The organism is Corallococcus sp. AS-1-6 (genome assembly GCF_020037015.1).
Lineage (GTDB): Bacteria > Myxococcota > Myxococcia > Myxococcales > Myxococcaceae > Corallococcus.
In genome coordinates, this window is record NZ_JAIQDE010000015.1 from 189,504 (window position 1) to 204,940 (window position 15,437).

General features: G+C 70.3%; 11 protein-coding genes. 4 read left to right on the forward strand and 7 right to left on the reverse strand.

Translation table 11 applies throughout. From position 1 onward, the window contains the following. Positions 1-4 precede the first annotated feature (4 nt). Both K8612_RS21845 and K8612_RS21850 read right to left on the reverse strand, forming a co-directional pair. Positions 5-1,687 carry an AMP-binding protein gene (locus K8612_RS21845; RefSeq protein WP_223763714.1) on the reverse strand — a complete coding sequence of 561 codons (1,683 nt, stop codon included), beginning with the start codon at positions 1,685-1,687 and terminating at the stop codon, positions 5-7. Then, on the reverse strand, positions 1,684-3,405 hold the full coding sequence (locus tag K8612_RS21850) for a phosphopantetheine-binding protein (protein WP_223763715.1): 1,722 nt from the start codon (positions 3,403-3,405) through the stop codon (positions 1,684-1,686). The genes K8612_RS21845 and K8612_RS21850 overlap by 4 nt, the downstream gene beginning before the upstream one ends. 266 nt (positions 3,406-3,671) lie before the next feature. On the opposite strand from K8612_RS21850, the gene K8612_RS21855 reads away from it, so the two are divergent. Next, positions 3,672-4,172, forward strand: coding sequence for a flavin reductase family protein (locus tag K8612_RS21855; RefSeq protein WP_223743119.1), 501 nt, complete (start codon positions 3,672-3,674; stop codon positions 4,170-4,172). Between the two features lie 46 nt (positions 4,173-4,218). Further along, on the forward strand, positions 4,219-4,803 hold the full coding sequence (locus tag K8612_RS21860) for a superoxide dismutase (protein ID WP_223743118.1): 585 nt from the start codon (positions 4,219-4,221) through the stop codon (positions 4,801-4,803). A gap of 62 nt (positions 4,804-4,865) precedes the next feature. On the opposite strand, the gene K8612_RS21865 is transcribed toward K8612_RS21860, so the two are convergent. The 3 genes from K8612_RS21865 to K8612_RS21875 all read right to left on the reverse strand — a co-directional run bounded on the left by K8612_RS21865 (position 4,866) and on the right by K8612_RS21875 (position 9,550). Next, positions 4,866-7,595 carry a serine/threonine-protein kinase gene (locus tag K8612_RS21865; protein ID WP_223763716.1) on the reverse strand — a complete coding sequence of 910 codons (2,730 nt, stop codon included), beginning with the start codon at positions 7,593-7,595 and terminating at the stop codon, positions 4,866-4,868. A gap of 30 nt (positions 7,596-7,625) precedes the next feature. Next, positions 7,626-8,588: an SMP-30/gluconolactonase/LRE family protein gene (locus K8612_RS21870; RefSeq protein WP_223763717.1), complete on the reverse strand. Its 963-nt coding sequence runs from the start codon at positions 8,586-8,588 to the stop codon at positions 7,626-7,628. 77 nt (positions 8,589-8,665) lie between these two features. Then, a complete protein-coding gene (locus K8612_RS21875) occupies positions 8,666-9,550 on the reverse strand; it encodes a sigma-70 family RNA polymerase sigma factor (protein ID WP_223763718.1) in 885 nt (294 codons plus the stop codon). A 141-nt stretch (positions 9,551-9,691) separates the two neighbouring features. On the opposite strand from K8612_RS21875, the gene serC reads away from it, so the two are divergent. Together serC and K8612_RS21885 are read left to right on the forward strand one after the other, a co-directional pair. Next, on the forward strand, positions 9,692-10,780 hold the full coding sequence (gene serC, locus K8612_RS21880) for a 3-phosphoserine/phosphohydroxythreonine transaminase (protein ID WP_223763719.1): 1,089 nt from the start codon (positions 9,692-9,694) through the stop codon (positions 10,778-10,780). 103 nt (positions 10,781-10,883) lie between these two features. Further along, positions 10,884-11,861, forward strand: a complete 978-nt coding sequence (locus K8612_RS21885; RefSeq protein WP_223743113.1) for a JmjC domain-containing protein — start codon at positions 10,884-10,886, stop codon at positions 11,859-11,861. 40 nt (positions 11,862-11,901) lie between these two features. Here the strand turns inward: K8612_RS21885 and K8612_RS21890 are convergent, their stop codons facing one another. Together K8612_RS21890 and K8612_RS21895 are read right to left on the reverse strand one after the other, a co-directional pair. Continuing rightward, positions 11,902-13,530 (reverse strand): cyclic peptide export ABC transporter, encoded by a 1,629-nt coding sequence (locus K8612_RS21890; protein WP_223743112.1) that lies wholly within the window; start codon positions 13,528-13,530, stop codon positions 11,902-11,904. Further along, a partial coding sequence (locus K8612_RS21895) for a condensation domain-containing protein (protein WP_223763720.1) occupies positions 13,527-15,437 on the reverse strand: 1,911 nt, incomplete at its 5' end. The genes K8612_RS21890 and K8612_RS21895, both read right to left, overlap by 4 nt.

A 15,437-nucleotide genomic window follows, 5' to 3' on the forward strand; every position in this document is an offset into this window, starting at 1 on the left:
CAGCCTAGCGCCCACCGAGCCGACCCGAGGCATACGCCTCGCGATTGCCCGAGCGGGAGGGCTTTCCAGAGGTGGACTTGAGCAGCGAGCCCGGCTCGCAGAGCGCCACGTCCTTGAGACCGAGGCTCAGCCGAAGCGCCACTTCCTGGCGGATGCGGACCGCCAACGCTCGAGGATCCTCCAGGTCCGGTTCGGGCTCCACACAGACCACGACCTCCTCGGTGCCCATCTGCTCGGAGGGGATGCCGAAGGCGACCACGCGGCCCGCCCTGCAGCCTGGAACGGCCGCGACGACCTCCTCGATATCCTCCGGGTACAGGTTGGTTCCCCGGTGGATGATGAGGTCCTTCAGCCGCCCCGTCACGAAGAGCTCTCCCTCCGCGAGATAGCCCAGGTCGCCTGTCCGGAACCACCCGTCCTCCGTTCGCGAGGCGGCGGTGGCCTCCGGGTTGGCGAGGTACCCTTCGAAGAGGCTCGGGCTCCGGATTTCGATCTCTCCGATCCGTCGCTCTCCACGGTGGGAGATCCGCACCTCGCAGCCCCCGATGGGGATGCCACTCGAAGCGAAGACCTTGTCCTCGGCGCTCGGTGGACGGGCCCCCAGCGCAACCGCCTCTCCTCCCGTCAGGAGCGGGGCGCGCCGCACCCGGTCGAGCCGCAGGGGAAGACCCATGGGCGTCTGGGTCACGGCGAAGGTGTTCTCCGCCATCGCATAGGAGCCCTGAAGCTGCTCCCAGCGGACGCCGTGAGGCCCCATGCGCTCGACAAACCTTGCCAGCGTCGCGGGCCGCACCGGCTCACCGCAGTTGATGAAGGCGCGCACTCGCCCGAAATCCATGTCGCCCAGGTCTTCGGCGCGTGTGCGCTGGGCCAGCAGCTCGAAGGCGAAGTTCGGCATCCAGACGAGAGTCCCCGCCGAATCCGCTATCACCCGCCACAGTGACTGCGGCCGCTGCACCCAATCGAAGGGAGAGAGATGGACGGAGGGCACGCCCATGAAGCAGGGCAGGAGCAGGCAGGCCACGAGCCCCATGTCATGGTAGAGGGGCAACCAGCTCACCACCCGGTCTGTCGAGGAGAGGTGGAGGGCTTCCGCATACGCTCGGACTTGCGAGGCCAGCATGGCGTGCGTGATGGCGACGCCCTTGCGGAGTCCGGTCGTCCCTGACGAGAACTGGAGGAAGGCCACCTTGCTGTCGGAGGCGGGCAGCGGCCCGTCTCCAGCGGGCTCTTCGAGCAGTTCCCGCAGTGGGATGAGGGCCATCCCGCTGCCGGAGGCAACCCGCCACGCCTGGAAGGCCGGGGCCAGGGCATCCGAATACAGCAGGCACGCCGCGCCGCTGGCCGAGAGCAGGGGGCTGAAGCTCGCGAAGAATCGCTCCGTGGGCTGCTTGATGGAGGGATGGGAGTAGATCGACGGGATCGCCTCCGCGAAGAGGGCGCCGAGGAAGGCCAGGGCCTGTTCCCGAGGCGAGGACGACACAATGACAACGATGTCCTCCGGGGCCACCCCTCGCCGCTTCAGGCCGAGCCCGATGCCGCGGGCCCGCTCCACCAGCTCCGCCCACGTCAGCTCGAGCGCCTCGCCACCCTGCGCAGGAAACCGGAGCGCCCACTCGTGACCCTGGGAGCGGCCATGGTGCTCCAGCCGCTCCCTCAACCTCTCCGGGACCGTGGGCGTCTTCATTCGGGCGGGGTCAGGGCGACCGCGAGCTTGCGCGGGGTGTTGTGGATGAAGAGGTCCGGACAGGTGACTCCACATCGCTCCTCGATGGTGGCGATGAGGTGGGCGAACGCGAACGAGTCGAGTCCCAGCGCCAGGAAGGTCACATCCGGATCCGAGGTGCGTCCGTCGCCGAGGACCTCATTCAGGATCTGCTCCAGCACCGGCGGGCTCGTCCTGGCGGAGCGCTGCTCCCGCGGGCGAGTCCGGTGTTCGGAGCGGGTCCCTGTCTCTTCTGTCGGCGCGGCTTCCTGGGCCCGCGCTCGTGGAGGGCCGGGGGGCCAGCTCGTGAGCAACTGCGCCAGGGAGGGGATGGAGGCGAGCACGGGGGGCAGCAGCGGGGGGCGTACCCACCCCCGCTGCGACAGCATGCAGAGGGTGCCCTCCAGCTCCGCCCACTCGACGAGCTCCTCGCGCTCGAATGCGCGAGCCATGCATTCGGAGAACAAGCGCTCCATGTCGCAGGGCTGCTCCGCGAGGACCTCGACCAGGTCCTGCTCGAACGGTGATTCGGCGGAGAGGTCACCCGGCGCTCCCGTCAGCGACAGGGTGAGCGTTGGTGACGGCTTTTCATACCGTGGCATCGGATGGGCGAAACGCAGCTCGAAGGCGACCTCCGGCCCGTCTTGCTTGCGGAGCACCTGACCTGGATTGTCTGGGAACGCCTGGGCGAGGAGCGCCTCCAGGGCTCCTTGATGAAAGTCAATCAGGGTGGGGCCCGCCAGTCCGCGAAGGCTTCCATGGTGGGGATGGCGCAGCACCACCGCATCGGCGGCCTCCCAGCGGGCGGTACACGCGCCATAGACGGGGAACCGGGTCGCAGCGGCTCCCTGCTGGTAGCCTGCCTCACGTGCTTGCTCCGCGGAGAGCTCTCGAAGGTGGAGATCCACCGGCAACGCCCTGGCCGGGTTTCCCGCGACGAGGACATGCTCTCCCACGTCCGAGGACACCGCACAGTGGGCCGCCACCACCACGCCCTCTCCCAGACGGGCTCCGCCCGAGAGCGAAACGTGCTGGCCGAGCCAGCATTGGCGTTCGACCTCGACTCCGAAGCCACGCCGCTGCGACCTGGACTGCGGGTAGCGCTCGACATGGTTTCCACCCTCGAGGGCTGCGTGCGCTCCGATGGAGCTGGCGCGGACCCTGACGGTGCGCTGGATTTTGACGAAGGGCGCGACGTAGGACTGCTCAACCACGACCCGCGGACCAATCACCGCCTGGGGGTCCACCTGGGTTGCCTCGAGCAGCAGCGGCCCTGTCAGGACCGAATGCCCGCGAACCTCACTGTCAATCAATGCGACTCCAGCTCCGTCGATGATGGTGAACTCCTCCACCCTGGAGCGTGAGATCAGGACACGCCGCCCCTTTATCTGGACGGAGCTGGCGATGTGGCTTGCGCCATCCAAGAGGTAGATGGCTCCCATGGCCCAGAGCTGGCGCAACTCCTGATCCCACCGACGCACAGGCAGCGCGATGAGGGAGTCCGGCTCCTCGACCGAGCGCACGAGCTCTGCATCCAGGGAAGCGCTGGCACCCCCCAGCAGGAGCGCACGTCCACCTTGAGGCGTCCGCGCGCCGAGGACGGCATGGGCTGTCCATCTGGGTCTCCAGCCCGTCTGTTCAAGCACCTGCCCAAGGGCTGCATGGATTTGCGTCTCGATGGAACCGCGCAGGTCGCTCATGGCTCTTGCAGGGGGCGCTTCGGCGCGAGAAGCGTATCCCAAGGCATCGCCCCTGCAATCGCCCAACCCTGACTGTCAGTGATGGAGGGGGGACCCGCTCACCCCCGCCCAGGCCCACGGCCCGCTGCGCGCCGCGGACGGAGGCAGCCGCCACGGGGCGCCGGCCATGGACGGGCCCGGAGGGCAGGTGCCACTGCGTTGGCATTCCGCCAATGCATTGGAGGAAGTGCTGACCCGGTGGCGGGGCGGGTGGTAGAGACCGGCACATGACTCAGAGCGGTACTGAAGGGGTGTCGGCCCTGGACTTCCGGGAGGCGATGTCCCGGTGGGCGAGCGGGGTGGCGGTGGTCTCCGTCCGTGACGCGGACGGGATCGCGGCGACGACGGTCAGCTCCTTCAGCTCCCTCTCCCTGACGCCTCCGCTCATCGTCCTGGCGCTGCAGCAGTCCTCCCGCACCCTCAAGCGGGTGGAGGCCGCCCACCGCTTCAGTGTGAGCGTGCTGTCCACCACCCAACGCGACGTGGCGGTCCGCTGCGCGAAGGGGGAGGCCGAAGGCCGGGTGTTCGACGAAGGAGCCTTCGTCCAGGACAGCCTGGTGGGTCTGGCGTGCGCTCTGTTGGATGTGCACCGTTACGGCGATCACCTGTTGCTGGTGGGCCGTGTGGAGCGCATCCAGCGGGGAGTCGACGCAGCACCGTTGCTCTACTGGAACCGGGCGTATCGCGCGCTGACAGCGCACCCGGAGCCAGGGCCCGCCCCGAAGTAGCGAACCCGTAGCCGAACCTCACTCAACCCGGAAAGGACGCACCCCAATGCCCTTCACGCTGCCCGAGCTCCCGTACAAGAAGGACGCGCTGGCCCCGCACATGAGCCAGGAGACGCTGGAGTACCACCACGACAAGCACCACGCGACCTACGTCAACAAGCTCAACGAGCTGACCGCCGGCAAGCCCGAGGCCACCCGCTCGCTGGAGGAGGTCATCCTCGGCAGCGACGGCGCCGTGTTCAACAACGCGGCCCAGGTGTGGAACCACACCTTCTTCTGGAACTGCATGAAGCCGGCCGGCGGTGGCAAGCCGACGGGGGAGATCGCGGCCGCCATCGACCGCGACTTCGGCTCCTACGACGAGTTCAAGCGGCAGTTCTCCGACGCCGCCGCCACGCAGTTCGGCTCCGGCTGGGCCTGGCTGGTGAAGGACGGCAACAAGCTGTCCATCATGAAGACGTCCAACGCGGACCTGCCGATGAAGCACGGCAAGAAGGCCCTGCTCACCATCGACGTCTGGGAGCACGCCTATTACATCGACTACCGCAACGCGCGCCCCAAGTTCATCGAGACCTTCCTCAACAGCCTCGTGAACTGGGACTTCGTGAACGAGAACCTGAAGAACGCCTGATGTGAAGTGAAGTGACGGGAACCGCGCGGCCCGGTCCGGAGCGGCGCGGTTCCCGGATGCATTCAGCGCCCAGCGGACCGCGCCCCCGCCAATCCCTCCACCAGGAACAGCCGGGAGAGCGCCTCGTTGTAGGTGTATGCGTAGGACGTTCCGTCCTCGGAGATCGCCAGCGTCATCACGGAGATGAGGCCCGGCATGATGCCCCCCGCCGGGAGGGTCAGGTGCGGCGTGCTCGCGCCGGTCTTCACGTCGACCCGGGAGACGCGCACCGGGAGCGCGACGCTGCGCAGGTAGAGCGCCGCTCCGCTCGAGTCCCAGCCCACCACCCACTGATCCGTGAACCGCCCGGGGACCGTGCCCAGCGGCTCGCCCGTCGCGGAGAACACGCGAAGGCTCCCCGTGTCATCCACCGCCGCCAGCCGTGCTCCATCCGGGGAGATGGCCGTGGTGAAGCCCGAGCCCTCCGGGGTGATGGGCCGGGGCGCTCCGGCGCCGGGCTCGAACACCCAGAGCCGGGCCGGACGTCCCTCTTCGTGCGCGCGCAGGAGCAACCGCCTTCCATCCGGGAACCAGCGCGCGGTGAGCACCGTGGTGACGGGCGCGAGTGACAGCGGCCGGGGCTCTCCCGCGCCCGTGGGCAGCAGCAGGAACTCCATCCGCTCGCCGTAGCGCACCGTCAGCACCTGCTTGCCGTCCGGAGACAGCGCCATGGGGATGCCGTCGCCCAGACGGACCGGAGGGGCGCCATCCGAGGTGCGCAGATAGGCGCCGTAGGTGGGGCCCTCCACCTCCGAGCCCTCGGCGAAGAGGAGGGTGCGGCCATCGCGGGACATGTCCGTCATGAAAGACGAGTCCGACCACGTCAGGTCCCGCTCCGCGCCCGCGTGCCCGAAGGACAGCCCCGTGCGGATCACCGGGTGGTCCACCAGGACGGAGCCCTCCCGGGAGATGTCATGCAGCACCATCCGCCCGGCGATCCGGTCCACCGGCCGCGTCGTGCCGCGCAGGTCGACCGCGAACAACTCGGAGTCCGCGCCCGTCCGGGAGGCGGTGAACCACACCTCGCTTCCATCCGGAGCCCACGCCAGCCCCCGGATGCTCGCCCAGTCCGAGGAGAGCTCGCGCGGTGGGCCGTCCTTCTCCAGCACCCAGACGCCGCCCCGGTCGTCCTTGGGGTGCGCGTGGAACAGGAAGGCGATCCGCGCCCCGTCGGGGGACACGCGTGCGTGGCTGATCCACCCCTGGGACTCGAAGCGCACCGTGCCGGGGGGCTGCTCCAGCCGGAAGGTCTCGCCCACGCGGCGCACCACCGCGAGCGGTCCATCCGAGCGTCCCCAGTCCGCCTCCAGCGCGCCATCGAGCACGGCCCGGGGCGCGCCGCCCGCGAGCGGCATCAGCCCCAGCGTCCCGCTGCCATGGTCGGCGTCGAAGAAGCGGGGCTCGAGCAGCACCGCCAGCTCCCCCTTCGAGGACGCGGCGAGCACATCCGCGCGCTGTCCCAGCGGTTGTGACAGCGGGCGCTCCGTGCGCGCGCTGTACAGCTCCGCGGGGCCTCCCTCCCACGCCGCGCCATAGAGCAGCGTGTGCCCGTCCGCGGAGAACCGGGCGCTGAGCACGTGGCCCCGGCGGAACGTCACGGGGCGGTACGTCGGGCGTGACGCCTGCGCGGCTGGCACCACCGGAGCGACCGGCCGGCTCCCGAACGTCAGGAGGCCACCGGCGACGAGCAGCAGCAGCACGGCCGCCGCCGCCGCCAGCAGGGCAGGGCGTGGGAGCCCCCGGCGCCGCACGGCCAGGGGTGCACCGCGAGCCGCGAGGGACTCCAGGGCGAAGGCCAGGTCCTGCGCGGACTGGAACCGGTCCTCCGGGGCCTTGGCCAGACAGCGCGCAATCACCGTCCCCAGCTCCCCCGGCAGGACGGGAGGCGCGTCGCGGAGCGCGGCGCTCATCCGCTCCACCGGACTGTCACCGCCAAAGGGCGCATGGCCGCTCACGGACTCGTGGAGCACCGCGCCGAGCGAGAACACATCCGCGCGAGCATCCACGCCCTGACCGCGGATCTGCTCCGGCGCCATGTACCCGGCGGTGCCCACCACCGCGCCACTCTGGGTGAGCGAGGCGGCCTCGATGCGCTCGGTGAGCCGCGCCAGCCCGAAGTCGAGGATCCGCGCGCTGCCGTTCGAGCACAGGAAGATGTTCGCGGGCTTGAGGTCGCGGTGGATGACGCCCCGCGCGTGCGCGGCCGCGAGCCCCTGCGACAACTGGATGCCCAGCCGCAGCACCTGCTCCGGTGGCAGCGGCCCCCGCATCAGCCGCGTCCGCAGGGTGGCCCCCTCCAGCCACTCGGTGACGAGGTACGGCACGTCCTCGTGGGTCCCCACGTCGAACAGGGTGAGCAGGTGGGGATGGGACAGCGCTCCCGCCGCGCGGGCCTCCTGGCGGAAGCGGGCCAGGCGCTCCGGATCCTGCGCGAACCGCGACGGGAGCACCTTCAGCGCCACGTCCCGCCCCAGCCGTCCATCGCGAGCCCGGTACACGTCACCCATCGCGCCGCTGCCCGCGTGGTCGACGATGACGTACGGCCCCACCTGCTCCCCAGGCGCGAACGCCCGGGGAGGAGGCGCCACCTCCACGAACCGGCCCTCCGCGTGCCACGTCGCCGCGACGGCCGCGAGCAGCGACCCGCAGGCGTCGCAGCGGGACAGGTGCGCCTCGGCGAGGGCGCGCTGCCCGGACTGCAGGCGGCCCTCCACGAAGGCGAGAATCGTTTCCTCGGACGGACATCCCGACATGGTGGGACGCGACTCTACGGGCGTTCGCGCTCAGGGCAGAAGCGGGGGCACCGCCACCCGGTACGCGCGGAAGGGCAGGGCCGGGGTCCCCGGCGTGCCGAAGAAGAACCCCATCTGCGACTCCAGCACCCACGCGCCGTCCTTCGTGATCGCGGCGGCGGTCGGCTCCACGAAGCCATTGGCGAGCACCTCCTTCGCGCCAGCGCCTTCACCGAGCGTCACCAGCGAAGCCCGACCCGGCGTGTTCTCCACGACGAACAGCCGGCCCGAATCCACCCACTCGACCCCGTCCGGCGTCTCCAGGGCCGGCGTCACCGGGATGGTCACGGGCGCCGCCGCGCTCCCATCCGGCTGGATGTCGATGGAGAACAGCGCGCCCGTGTCGCTCTTCACGACGTAGAGCCGGTTCGCCCCGTCGTAGGCGATGCCGTTGAGGGTGATGAGGCCCGGCTCGGAGGGCTCGTACGCGGCATCCGCGGACCACGTGTCGAGCGCCGTCCCACCCACCGGCAGCCGGAAGACCGCGTTCCCGAACGAGTCCGTCACGTACACGTTGCCCGCGGCATCGACGGCGACGTCGTTGCAGAAGCTGACCTGGCTGGGCATGGCATGGCTGGACTTGAGGGCACCCGTGGAGAGCGCATACCCGTTCAGGTACGACGCCTGCGCGGGCAGCAGCAGGTCGTCGTAGGTGCAGGCCCAGAGCGTGTCGTGGGCCTCGTCCACCTCGAGCCCGTAGACGCCGAACGAGGCCCGGCTCGGGACGAAGACCTCGGCCCCCAGCGAGCCCGGCTTGACGCGAGCGATGGCGCCGGTGCCCAGGCTGCCCGCGTAGAGCGTGCCGTCCTTCGAGGCCGCGATGCCCTCCGGGAAGAAGGCCTCGCCGGGCCACTGGACCTCGGTGGGGATGGCGGGGGCATCGTCGGGGAACGGCTCGCAGGCGGAGACGGTGGCGGCGAGGGTGACGACGGACAGCCAGGAAGAGACGCGCATGGGGCTTTCCTCGGTGAGGCCCGGAAGGGGCCTTTCGACGCCCTGACACCGGCCGGGAAATCCCTTGCAGCGAAAGTTCAGCCCCCCGGACCGAGCAGCCGCGTCAGGCTGAGGTCCACCTGACTGACGACGAGCGCCGCGATGCTGTCCACCGAGGACGCGCCCACTCCCAGGCGCTCGCAGAGCCGCCGCGTCGTGGTCTCCGCCACCTGCTCCCGCGCGCGGCTGAGCCACCGCGACACGGTGGACATGTGGACGCGGTAGAGCGCCGCGATGGCGTCCAGGGACAGCGCCTCCACGTGGTACAGGCGCATCAGCGTGCGGTCCCGGTCGGACAGCTCGCCCAGCGCCGCGCGCACGGCCTCCGTGAAGGCCTCGCGGTAGCGCGAGCGCAGGTGTTCGAGCTCCGGCCCCAACTGTTCACCGAACGCGGACTCGACGGAGTCCTGCGCGACGGCGCCGGCCCGGGCCTCGGAGCGCTTGAGGTTGAGCGCGATGCGCATCGCCGCCACCCGCACCCAGCCGCCCAGCGCGCCGCCCCCGGTGAACTCCGCGATCTTCGGCTCACCGCCCGCGGAGGCCGTGAACAGCTTCTCCCGGAGCGCCTGCCGCACCTCCGCCACGAACGCGGGCGAGCGGTCCACGCCGGACACGAACGCGCCGACGTCGCGCAGGTAGCCGTCCTCGAAGAACTGGAGCGCGGCGCGGTCGTGTCGCAGGCACCCGAAGGCCAGGTACAGCTCCGAGAAGGCGGGCGAGGTCCCTTCGAGCGCCTCCAGGAGCGCGGCCGGAGCCGTCAGCCGTTGCGCGACGAACGCCACGAAGGCGAGCGGCTCCAGCTCCACCCCGGGCCAGCGAGACCGGGCGCGGTCAATCGAAGCGCGGAGCAGCTCCTCCAGGCGCGAGGGCTCCGGAAGCGAAGCAGGCGCGCGGCCAGGAGCCGCGAGAAAGGCGGAGGCCAAAGGAGTAGGGGACACACACGGGACGCTACCACCCCCACCGGGCGGACGAAGGCCACCGTCCGACAGAGCCCACGTTGCTGATGACCCCCGGAGCCCCACCGGCGAGAATGCCGGAGCGCTTCACTTCCCAGAGGACAAGCCATGCGCGTCATCAACTTCAATCCCGGCCCGGCCGGTCTCCCCACGGCGGCGCTGGAGCGGGCCCGGGACGAGCTGCTCGACTTCCAGGGCACGGGGATGTCGATCATCGAGCACAGCCACCGGGGCAAGGCGTTCGAAGCCGTGCACAACGAAGGCATCGCCCTGGTGAAGGAGCTGCTGTCCGTCCCGGACACGCATGAGGTCCTCTTCCTCCAGGGAGGCGCCTCGCAGCAGTTCGCGCAGGTGCCGATGAACTTCCTCCCGCAGGGGGGCTCCGCGGACTACTTGGTGACGGGAGGCTGGAGCGAGAAGGCGGTGGACGAGGCGCGCTACTACGGCACGCCGCGCATCGCCGCGAACACGGTGGACAAGGACAAGCGCTTCACGCGAGTCCCCACCCAGGCCGAGCTCCAGTTGGATCCGAAGGCCGCCTACGTCCACATGACGAGCAACAACACGCTCTTCGGGACGCAATGGCACACCTTCCCGGAAGTGGGGCAGGTGCCGCTGGTGGCGGACATGAGCTCCGACATCCTGTGGAAGCCCATCGACGTGAGCCGCTTCGCGCTCATCTACGCGGGGGCCCAGAAGAACATCGGGCCGTCAGGCATCGTCCTGGTGCTGGTGAACAAGGAGTTCATGGCGAAGGGCCGCAAGGACATCCCGAAGATCTTCCGTTACACGACCTACGCGGAGAACAACTCGCTCTACAACACGCCGCCCACCTTCTCCATCTACCTCTGCCGGAACGTGCTCGCGTGGATCAAGGGCGTGGGAGGCCTGAAGCAGATCGAGGCGTGGAACCGTGAGAAGGGAGAGCTCCTGTACGCGGCGCTCGAGCGCAACGCGGGCTTCTACCGCGCCCCGGTGGAGAAGGCGTCGCGCTCGTACATGAACGTGGTGTTCCGCCTGCCGGACGAGAAGCTGGAAGAGGCCTTCGTGGCCGAAGGCGCCAAGGCCGGCATGGTGGGAATGAAGGGCCACCGGATCACAGGCGGCATCCGCGTGTCCCTGTACAACGCGGTGACCGTGGACCACGTGAAGACGCTGGTGTCCTTCATGGACGACTTCGCCAGGCGCAATGGGTAGGCCCCCGCGGTTCGCGCACCGGCCCGGGTGCTTGCAAAGACACGCAAGCCTGGGTTGACACAGAGTGTGAGCCCGTCGACGCTTCCCGTAAAGGGAGGTTTACGTGGAAAAGACGGGACTGACGGCGGAGTTCTGGGACGGCTTCGCTCGGGACTACTGGAAGAAGCGCTCCGTGGTCTTCAAGGGCGTGGTGCCGAAGGACCTCCTGACGGGCATGGACGTCCTGGAGACCTTCGGCGGCTACGTCGCCCACAGCCTCGGACAGGGGCCCGGGGCCGCGCCGTCCAAGCAGCGCGGCGGCCACGTCCGCCTCTTCGTCGAGGGCCGGCAGATTGGCCCCACGGAGCAGCTCAAGTTCCTGCCGCGAGGCGACGGGCTGTCGGGCTACATCCAGGAACTCAACGCGACTTTCGGCGGCGCGCGCGTCGGCATCATCCTCAACGACGTGGAGCTCTACAACGCGCGGCTGGGCGTCCTGCTGCGGGAGCTGCTTTCGCCGCTCATCTCCCGCGTGGGCATTCCCGCGCGCAACGTCGAGTCCACCATCTTCGCCGGTGACTACGACGTGACGCCGTTCGGCATCCACAAGGACGACTCGGCCGACGTGCTGACCCTGGTCATCGAAGGGCGCAAGCGGATGCTGGTGTGGCCGGAGGCGTACTTCGACGAACACCCGGAACGCCTGCAGCAGCTCCAGGCCGGCAACGAGGCCATCCCCCTGTTCGAGAAGGACGCCACGGAGCTCATCGCCGAGCCCGGCGACGTCATGTACTGGCCCGGCTCCGCCTACCACGTCGCCACCGGCACGGGCGGCGTCGTCGCCACGTGCGCCATCGGCTTCTGGCACAAGGCCAACCTCTCCGAGATGATCAGCGAGCTGGTGAAGGACGTGCTCACCTCGAAGCTGGGCGGCCGCAACACCATCATCGACAACTGGCGGCCGGACGCCGTGCCCTCCGAGCTGGAGGCGTCCACCCACGCCCTGCGTGAGCTGCTGACCGGCGGTGAGTTCCAGGCCGCGCTCACCCGGGCCTGGACCGAGCGCGTGGACCGGCTCGGGTTCATGGCCTACCGGGAGTAGCCCCGGGCGGGCCCCGGCTCGTGGCGGACCGCCCGTCCCGTCACGAGCCGTGCGGGCGCAGGGCCTGCGTCTCTTCCGGCAGCAACTGGCCGTACTCCAGCCGCAGCAGCCGGTCCGCGAGGTGGAAGTATCGGTCGTCGTGCGTGATGACGAGCACGGCCTTCCCCCGGCGCTTCAGGTCCGGAAGCAGTTGCTCGTAGAAGAGCGCCTTGAAGACGGGGTCCTGGTCCGCGGCCCACTCGTCGAAGAGGTAGATGGGCCGGTCCTCCAGATAGGCGGTCAGCAACGCCAACCGCTTGCGCTGTCCCTGCGACAGGCTGGTGGTGGACAGCGCGCCCCCTTCGATGCGGACCTTGTGGGTCAACTGCAGACGTTCCAGGTAGTGCCGGGCGGCTTCCGTCAAATCCTCGCGCTCCAGGCCGAGCATCCGGTCGAAGAGGCAGAAGTCCACGAAGACGCTGGAGAAGAGCTGCCGGTAGCGTTCCCAGTCCTGCTCGCCGGTGAGGGGCCTGCCGTCCAGGACGACGGCTCCGGATTCGGGCGTGTAGAGGCCGATGAGCAGCTTGGCCAGCGTCGTCTTCCCGCTGCCGTTGCCGCCCACCAGGAACACCAGCTCCCCCGGACGCAGGGTCAGGTCGATGGGGCCCAGCAGGAAGCGGCCGTCCTCGTGGTCCCGGCGGTAGGCGTGGGTGATGGCGCGCAGCTCCAGTTGCTCGAAGGCGCGGGGGGCCTCCAGGGGGCCCTGGAGCTCCGGCGGCTCCTGGCCCAGCCCCAGCGCCTCCAGCTTCCCCAGCGCGACGGTGGCCTGGCCCACGCCGTGGAAGCTGTTGAGCACCGAGTCCAGCGGCTGCTGCATGTAGAGGATGGTGAGGCTGAAGCCCGTCAGTGTCGCGGAGTCGATGCCTCCGAACGTGGGCATCACGAACAACAGCAACCCGATGATGGCGAAGAACAGCAGCATGCCCCAGCTTGAGTTGGCCGCGTCGATGGCGCCGCTCAGCGCGTCCACCCGGCGCAGCGAGGCGGACGTGCCCACCAGGTCCTCGCGCAGGAAGGCCTGGCGGCGCTCGCGGTGCATCTTCAGTTCCTTGGTGCCCTCCGACAGCGTGTCGAAGTGCTTCAGCAGGCGGTCGTACAGCTCGCGCGCCGTCCGCATCAGCCCCAGGGAACGCCGCGCGGGCAGCATGTACGTGGCGATGCCCACCGCCATGAAGCCCAGGGTGGTGAGCAGCAGGGGCCGGGACAACCAGGCCATGTAGCCCAGGCACCCGAGCAGGATGGCCAGGTGGATGAGGAGCTGGGGCAGCAGCATCAGCCCGGCGCCCACGAAGGAGATGTCGCCGGTGAGCGCCGCCAGCAGCCGGTGGCTGCCCAGCTCCTCCAGCCGCCGCAGGGGCGTGGCGAGCATCCGCGTTCCCAGCTCCGTGCGCATCTGGAAGACGAGCCCGTGGTGCATCCAGTTGAGCACCGCGTGCGAGGCGAACCGCGACAGCAGCGCCGCCGCGCACAGGGCGGCGAAGTAGCCCCCCATGCCCTGGGCCTTGCCCACCAGCGCGGCGCCCGTCATGGCGAGCAGGCCCGCGCTGCTCGCGCCCGAGGCCAGCCCCGTCACCACGGCCAGCACCAGCGCCAGCCTCGAACTCCTCAGCAGCATCCGCAGCAGGTTCAAGCGACACCCCAGCCCGTCAACGTTCCCGCGAGCGCGCCGGAGGACCCCACCAGCGAGTCCACCCGCGCCTCCGGCTCCGCCACCACCCGCTCCAGGAGCCCCACGAAGGCCTGCCCCAGCGCCTCCACCGTCTCGCGGCGGAACAGCCCGGCACGATATTCGAAACTTCCACTGAACCCTTCCGGGCCCTGGAGCACGGCCAGCGACACGTCACTCACGGTCTCTTCCAGCTCCAGCGGCACGGGGCTCAGGGTGAGCCCGCGCGCTGCTCGTGGGGCTTCTCCGCCCTGGGCGAAGGAGAACCCTGCGGGCAGCGCCCGGGTGCCGCTCGCGCCCAACAGCCGCATCAGCTCGTCGTGGGGCAGCCCCGCGTGCTCGAACGCCTCCAGGTAGGCGGCGCGCGCCCGGCGCAGCACCTCGCGGAAGCCGGGGTTGCCCGCGAGCGGCGTGCGCACCACGAGCAGGTTGGCGAACATGCCCGGCATCCGCTCCAGCTCCGGACGCGGCCGGTGCGCGTGGGCGAAGGCCACCAGGGCCTCCTCCCTGCCGGAGGCCCGCGCCAGCAGGACCTGGAAGGAGGCCATCAGGAGGATGAACGGCGTGACGCCCTCGCGGCGGCCCAGGGCGACGAGCTGTCCGGAGACCTCCGGCGACAGGGTGAAGGGCACGCTCCCGGCGGCGTGTCCGCCGTGACCGGCCTCGAGCGACGGCTCCAGCGGCAGCGCCGGGAGCGGCAGGGGCGCTTCCAGCTTCCGGCCCCACCAGCTCCGCAGGCCTTCGAGCACCTCGCCGCGAAGCCAGGCATGTTGCCAGCGCGTGAAGTCCCGGTACTGCAAGAGGGGCTCGGCCAGCGGTGACTCCCGCCCGTCCTGGAAGGCGCCGTGGAGCGCCGCCAGCTCCGCCATCAGCACCTGTCCGGACACGAGGTCGGTGAGCGCGTGGTGGAGGTTGATCAGCAGCAGGTGCCGCTCATCCGCGAGCCGCAGCAGGAGCGCGCGCATCAGGGGGCCCTGCTCCAGGTCGAAGGGACGCCAGGCCGCTTCGTGGAGCCGTGACAGGGCGGTCTGCTCGCGCTGGGCCTCGGGGAGGGGCTCCAGGTCGAGGCAGGCCAGCGGGAAGTCGCCGGGGGCCGCGATGCGCTGGACGGGCACCCCGTCCACGAGCGGGAAGGTGGTGCGGAGGATTTCATGCCGGCGCACCAGCTCCGTCAGCGCACGGGCGAGCACCGCTTCGTCGAGCGGTCCGTCGACGCGGAAGGCCATGGGCACGGAGTTGAGCGGGCTCGTTGGGCCTCCGCGCTCCGGTGACCAGTACGTCCGCTGGGAGAGGGAGAGCGGCAGCTCCTCCACGGGCTCGCCGGGCTCCACCGGAGGCAGCGAGGCCTGGCGGTCCTCCCCTGCCGTGCCGAGCCGCAGCGCCAGCGCGGCGACAGTGGGGGCCTGGAACAGGTCGTTGAGCGTCAGCTCGCGCTCGAACGTGGCGCGGATCCGCGTGATGAGCTGCGCGGCCAGCAGCGAGTGCCCGCCCAGCTCGAAGAAGTCGTCCTGAACGCCCACGCGCTCGTGGCCGAGCATGTCGGCCCACAGCCCCGCGAGCAGCTCCTCCAGGGGCGTCCGGGGCGCGACGTAGCGGTCCATGAGCCCCGGTTGCTCCGGAGCGGGAAGCGCCTTGCGGTCGACCTTGCCCGCGGCCGTGAGGGGCAGCGCGTCCAGGAGGACGAAGGTGGAGGGGACCATGAAGGAGGGGAGGCGCTGCTCGAGGAAGGAGCGCAGCTCGGAGGCGGAGGGCGGCTGGGAAGCGGTGAAGTAGGCGGTGAGGCGCTTGTCGCCCGGGGAGTCCTCGCGAAGCAGCAGGGCGGCGTCGGAGACGAAGGGGTGGAGGCGGAGGGCGGCTTCGACTTCGCCCAG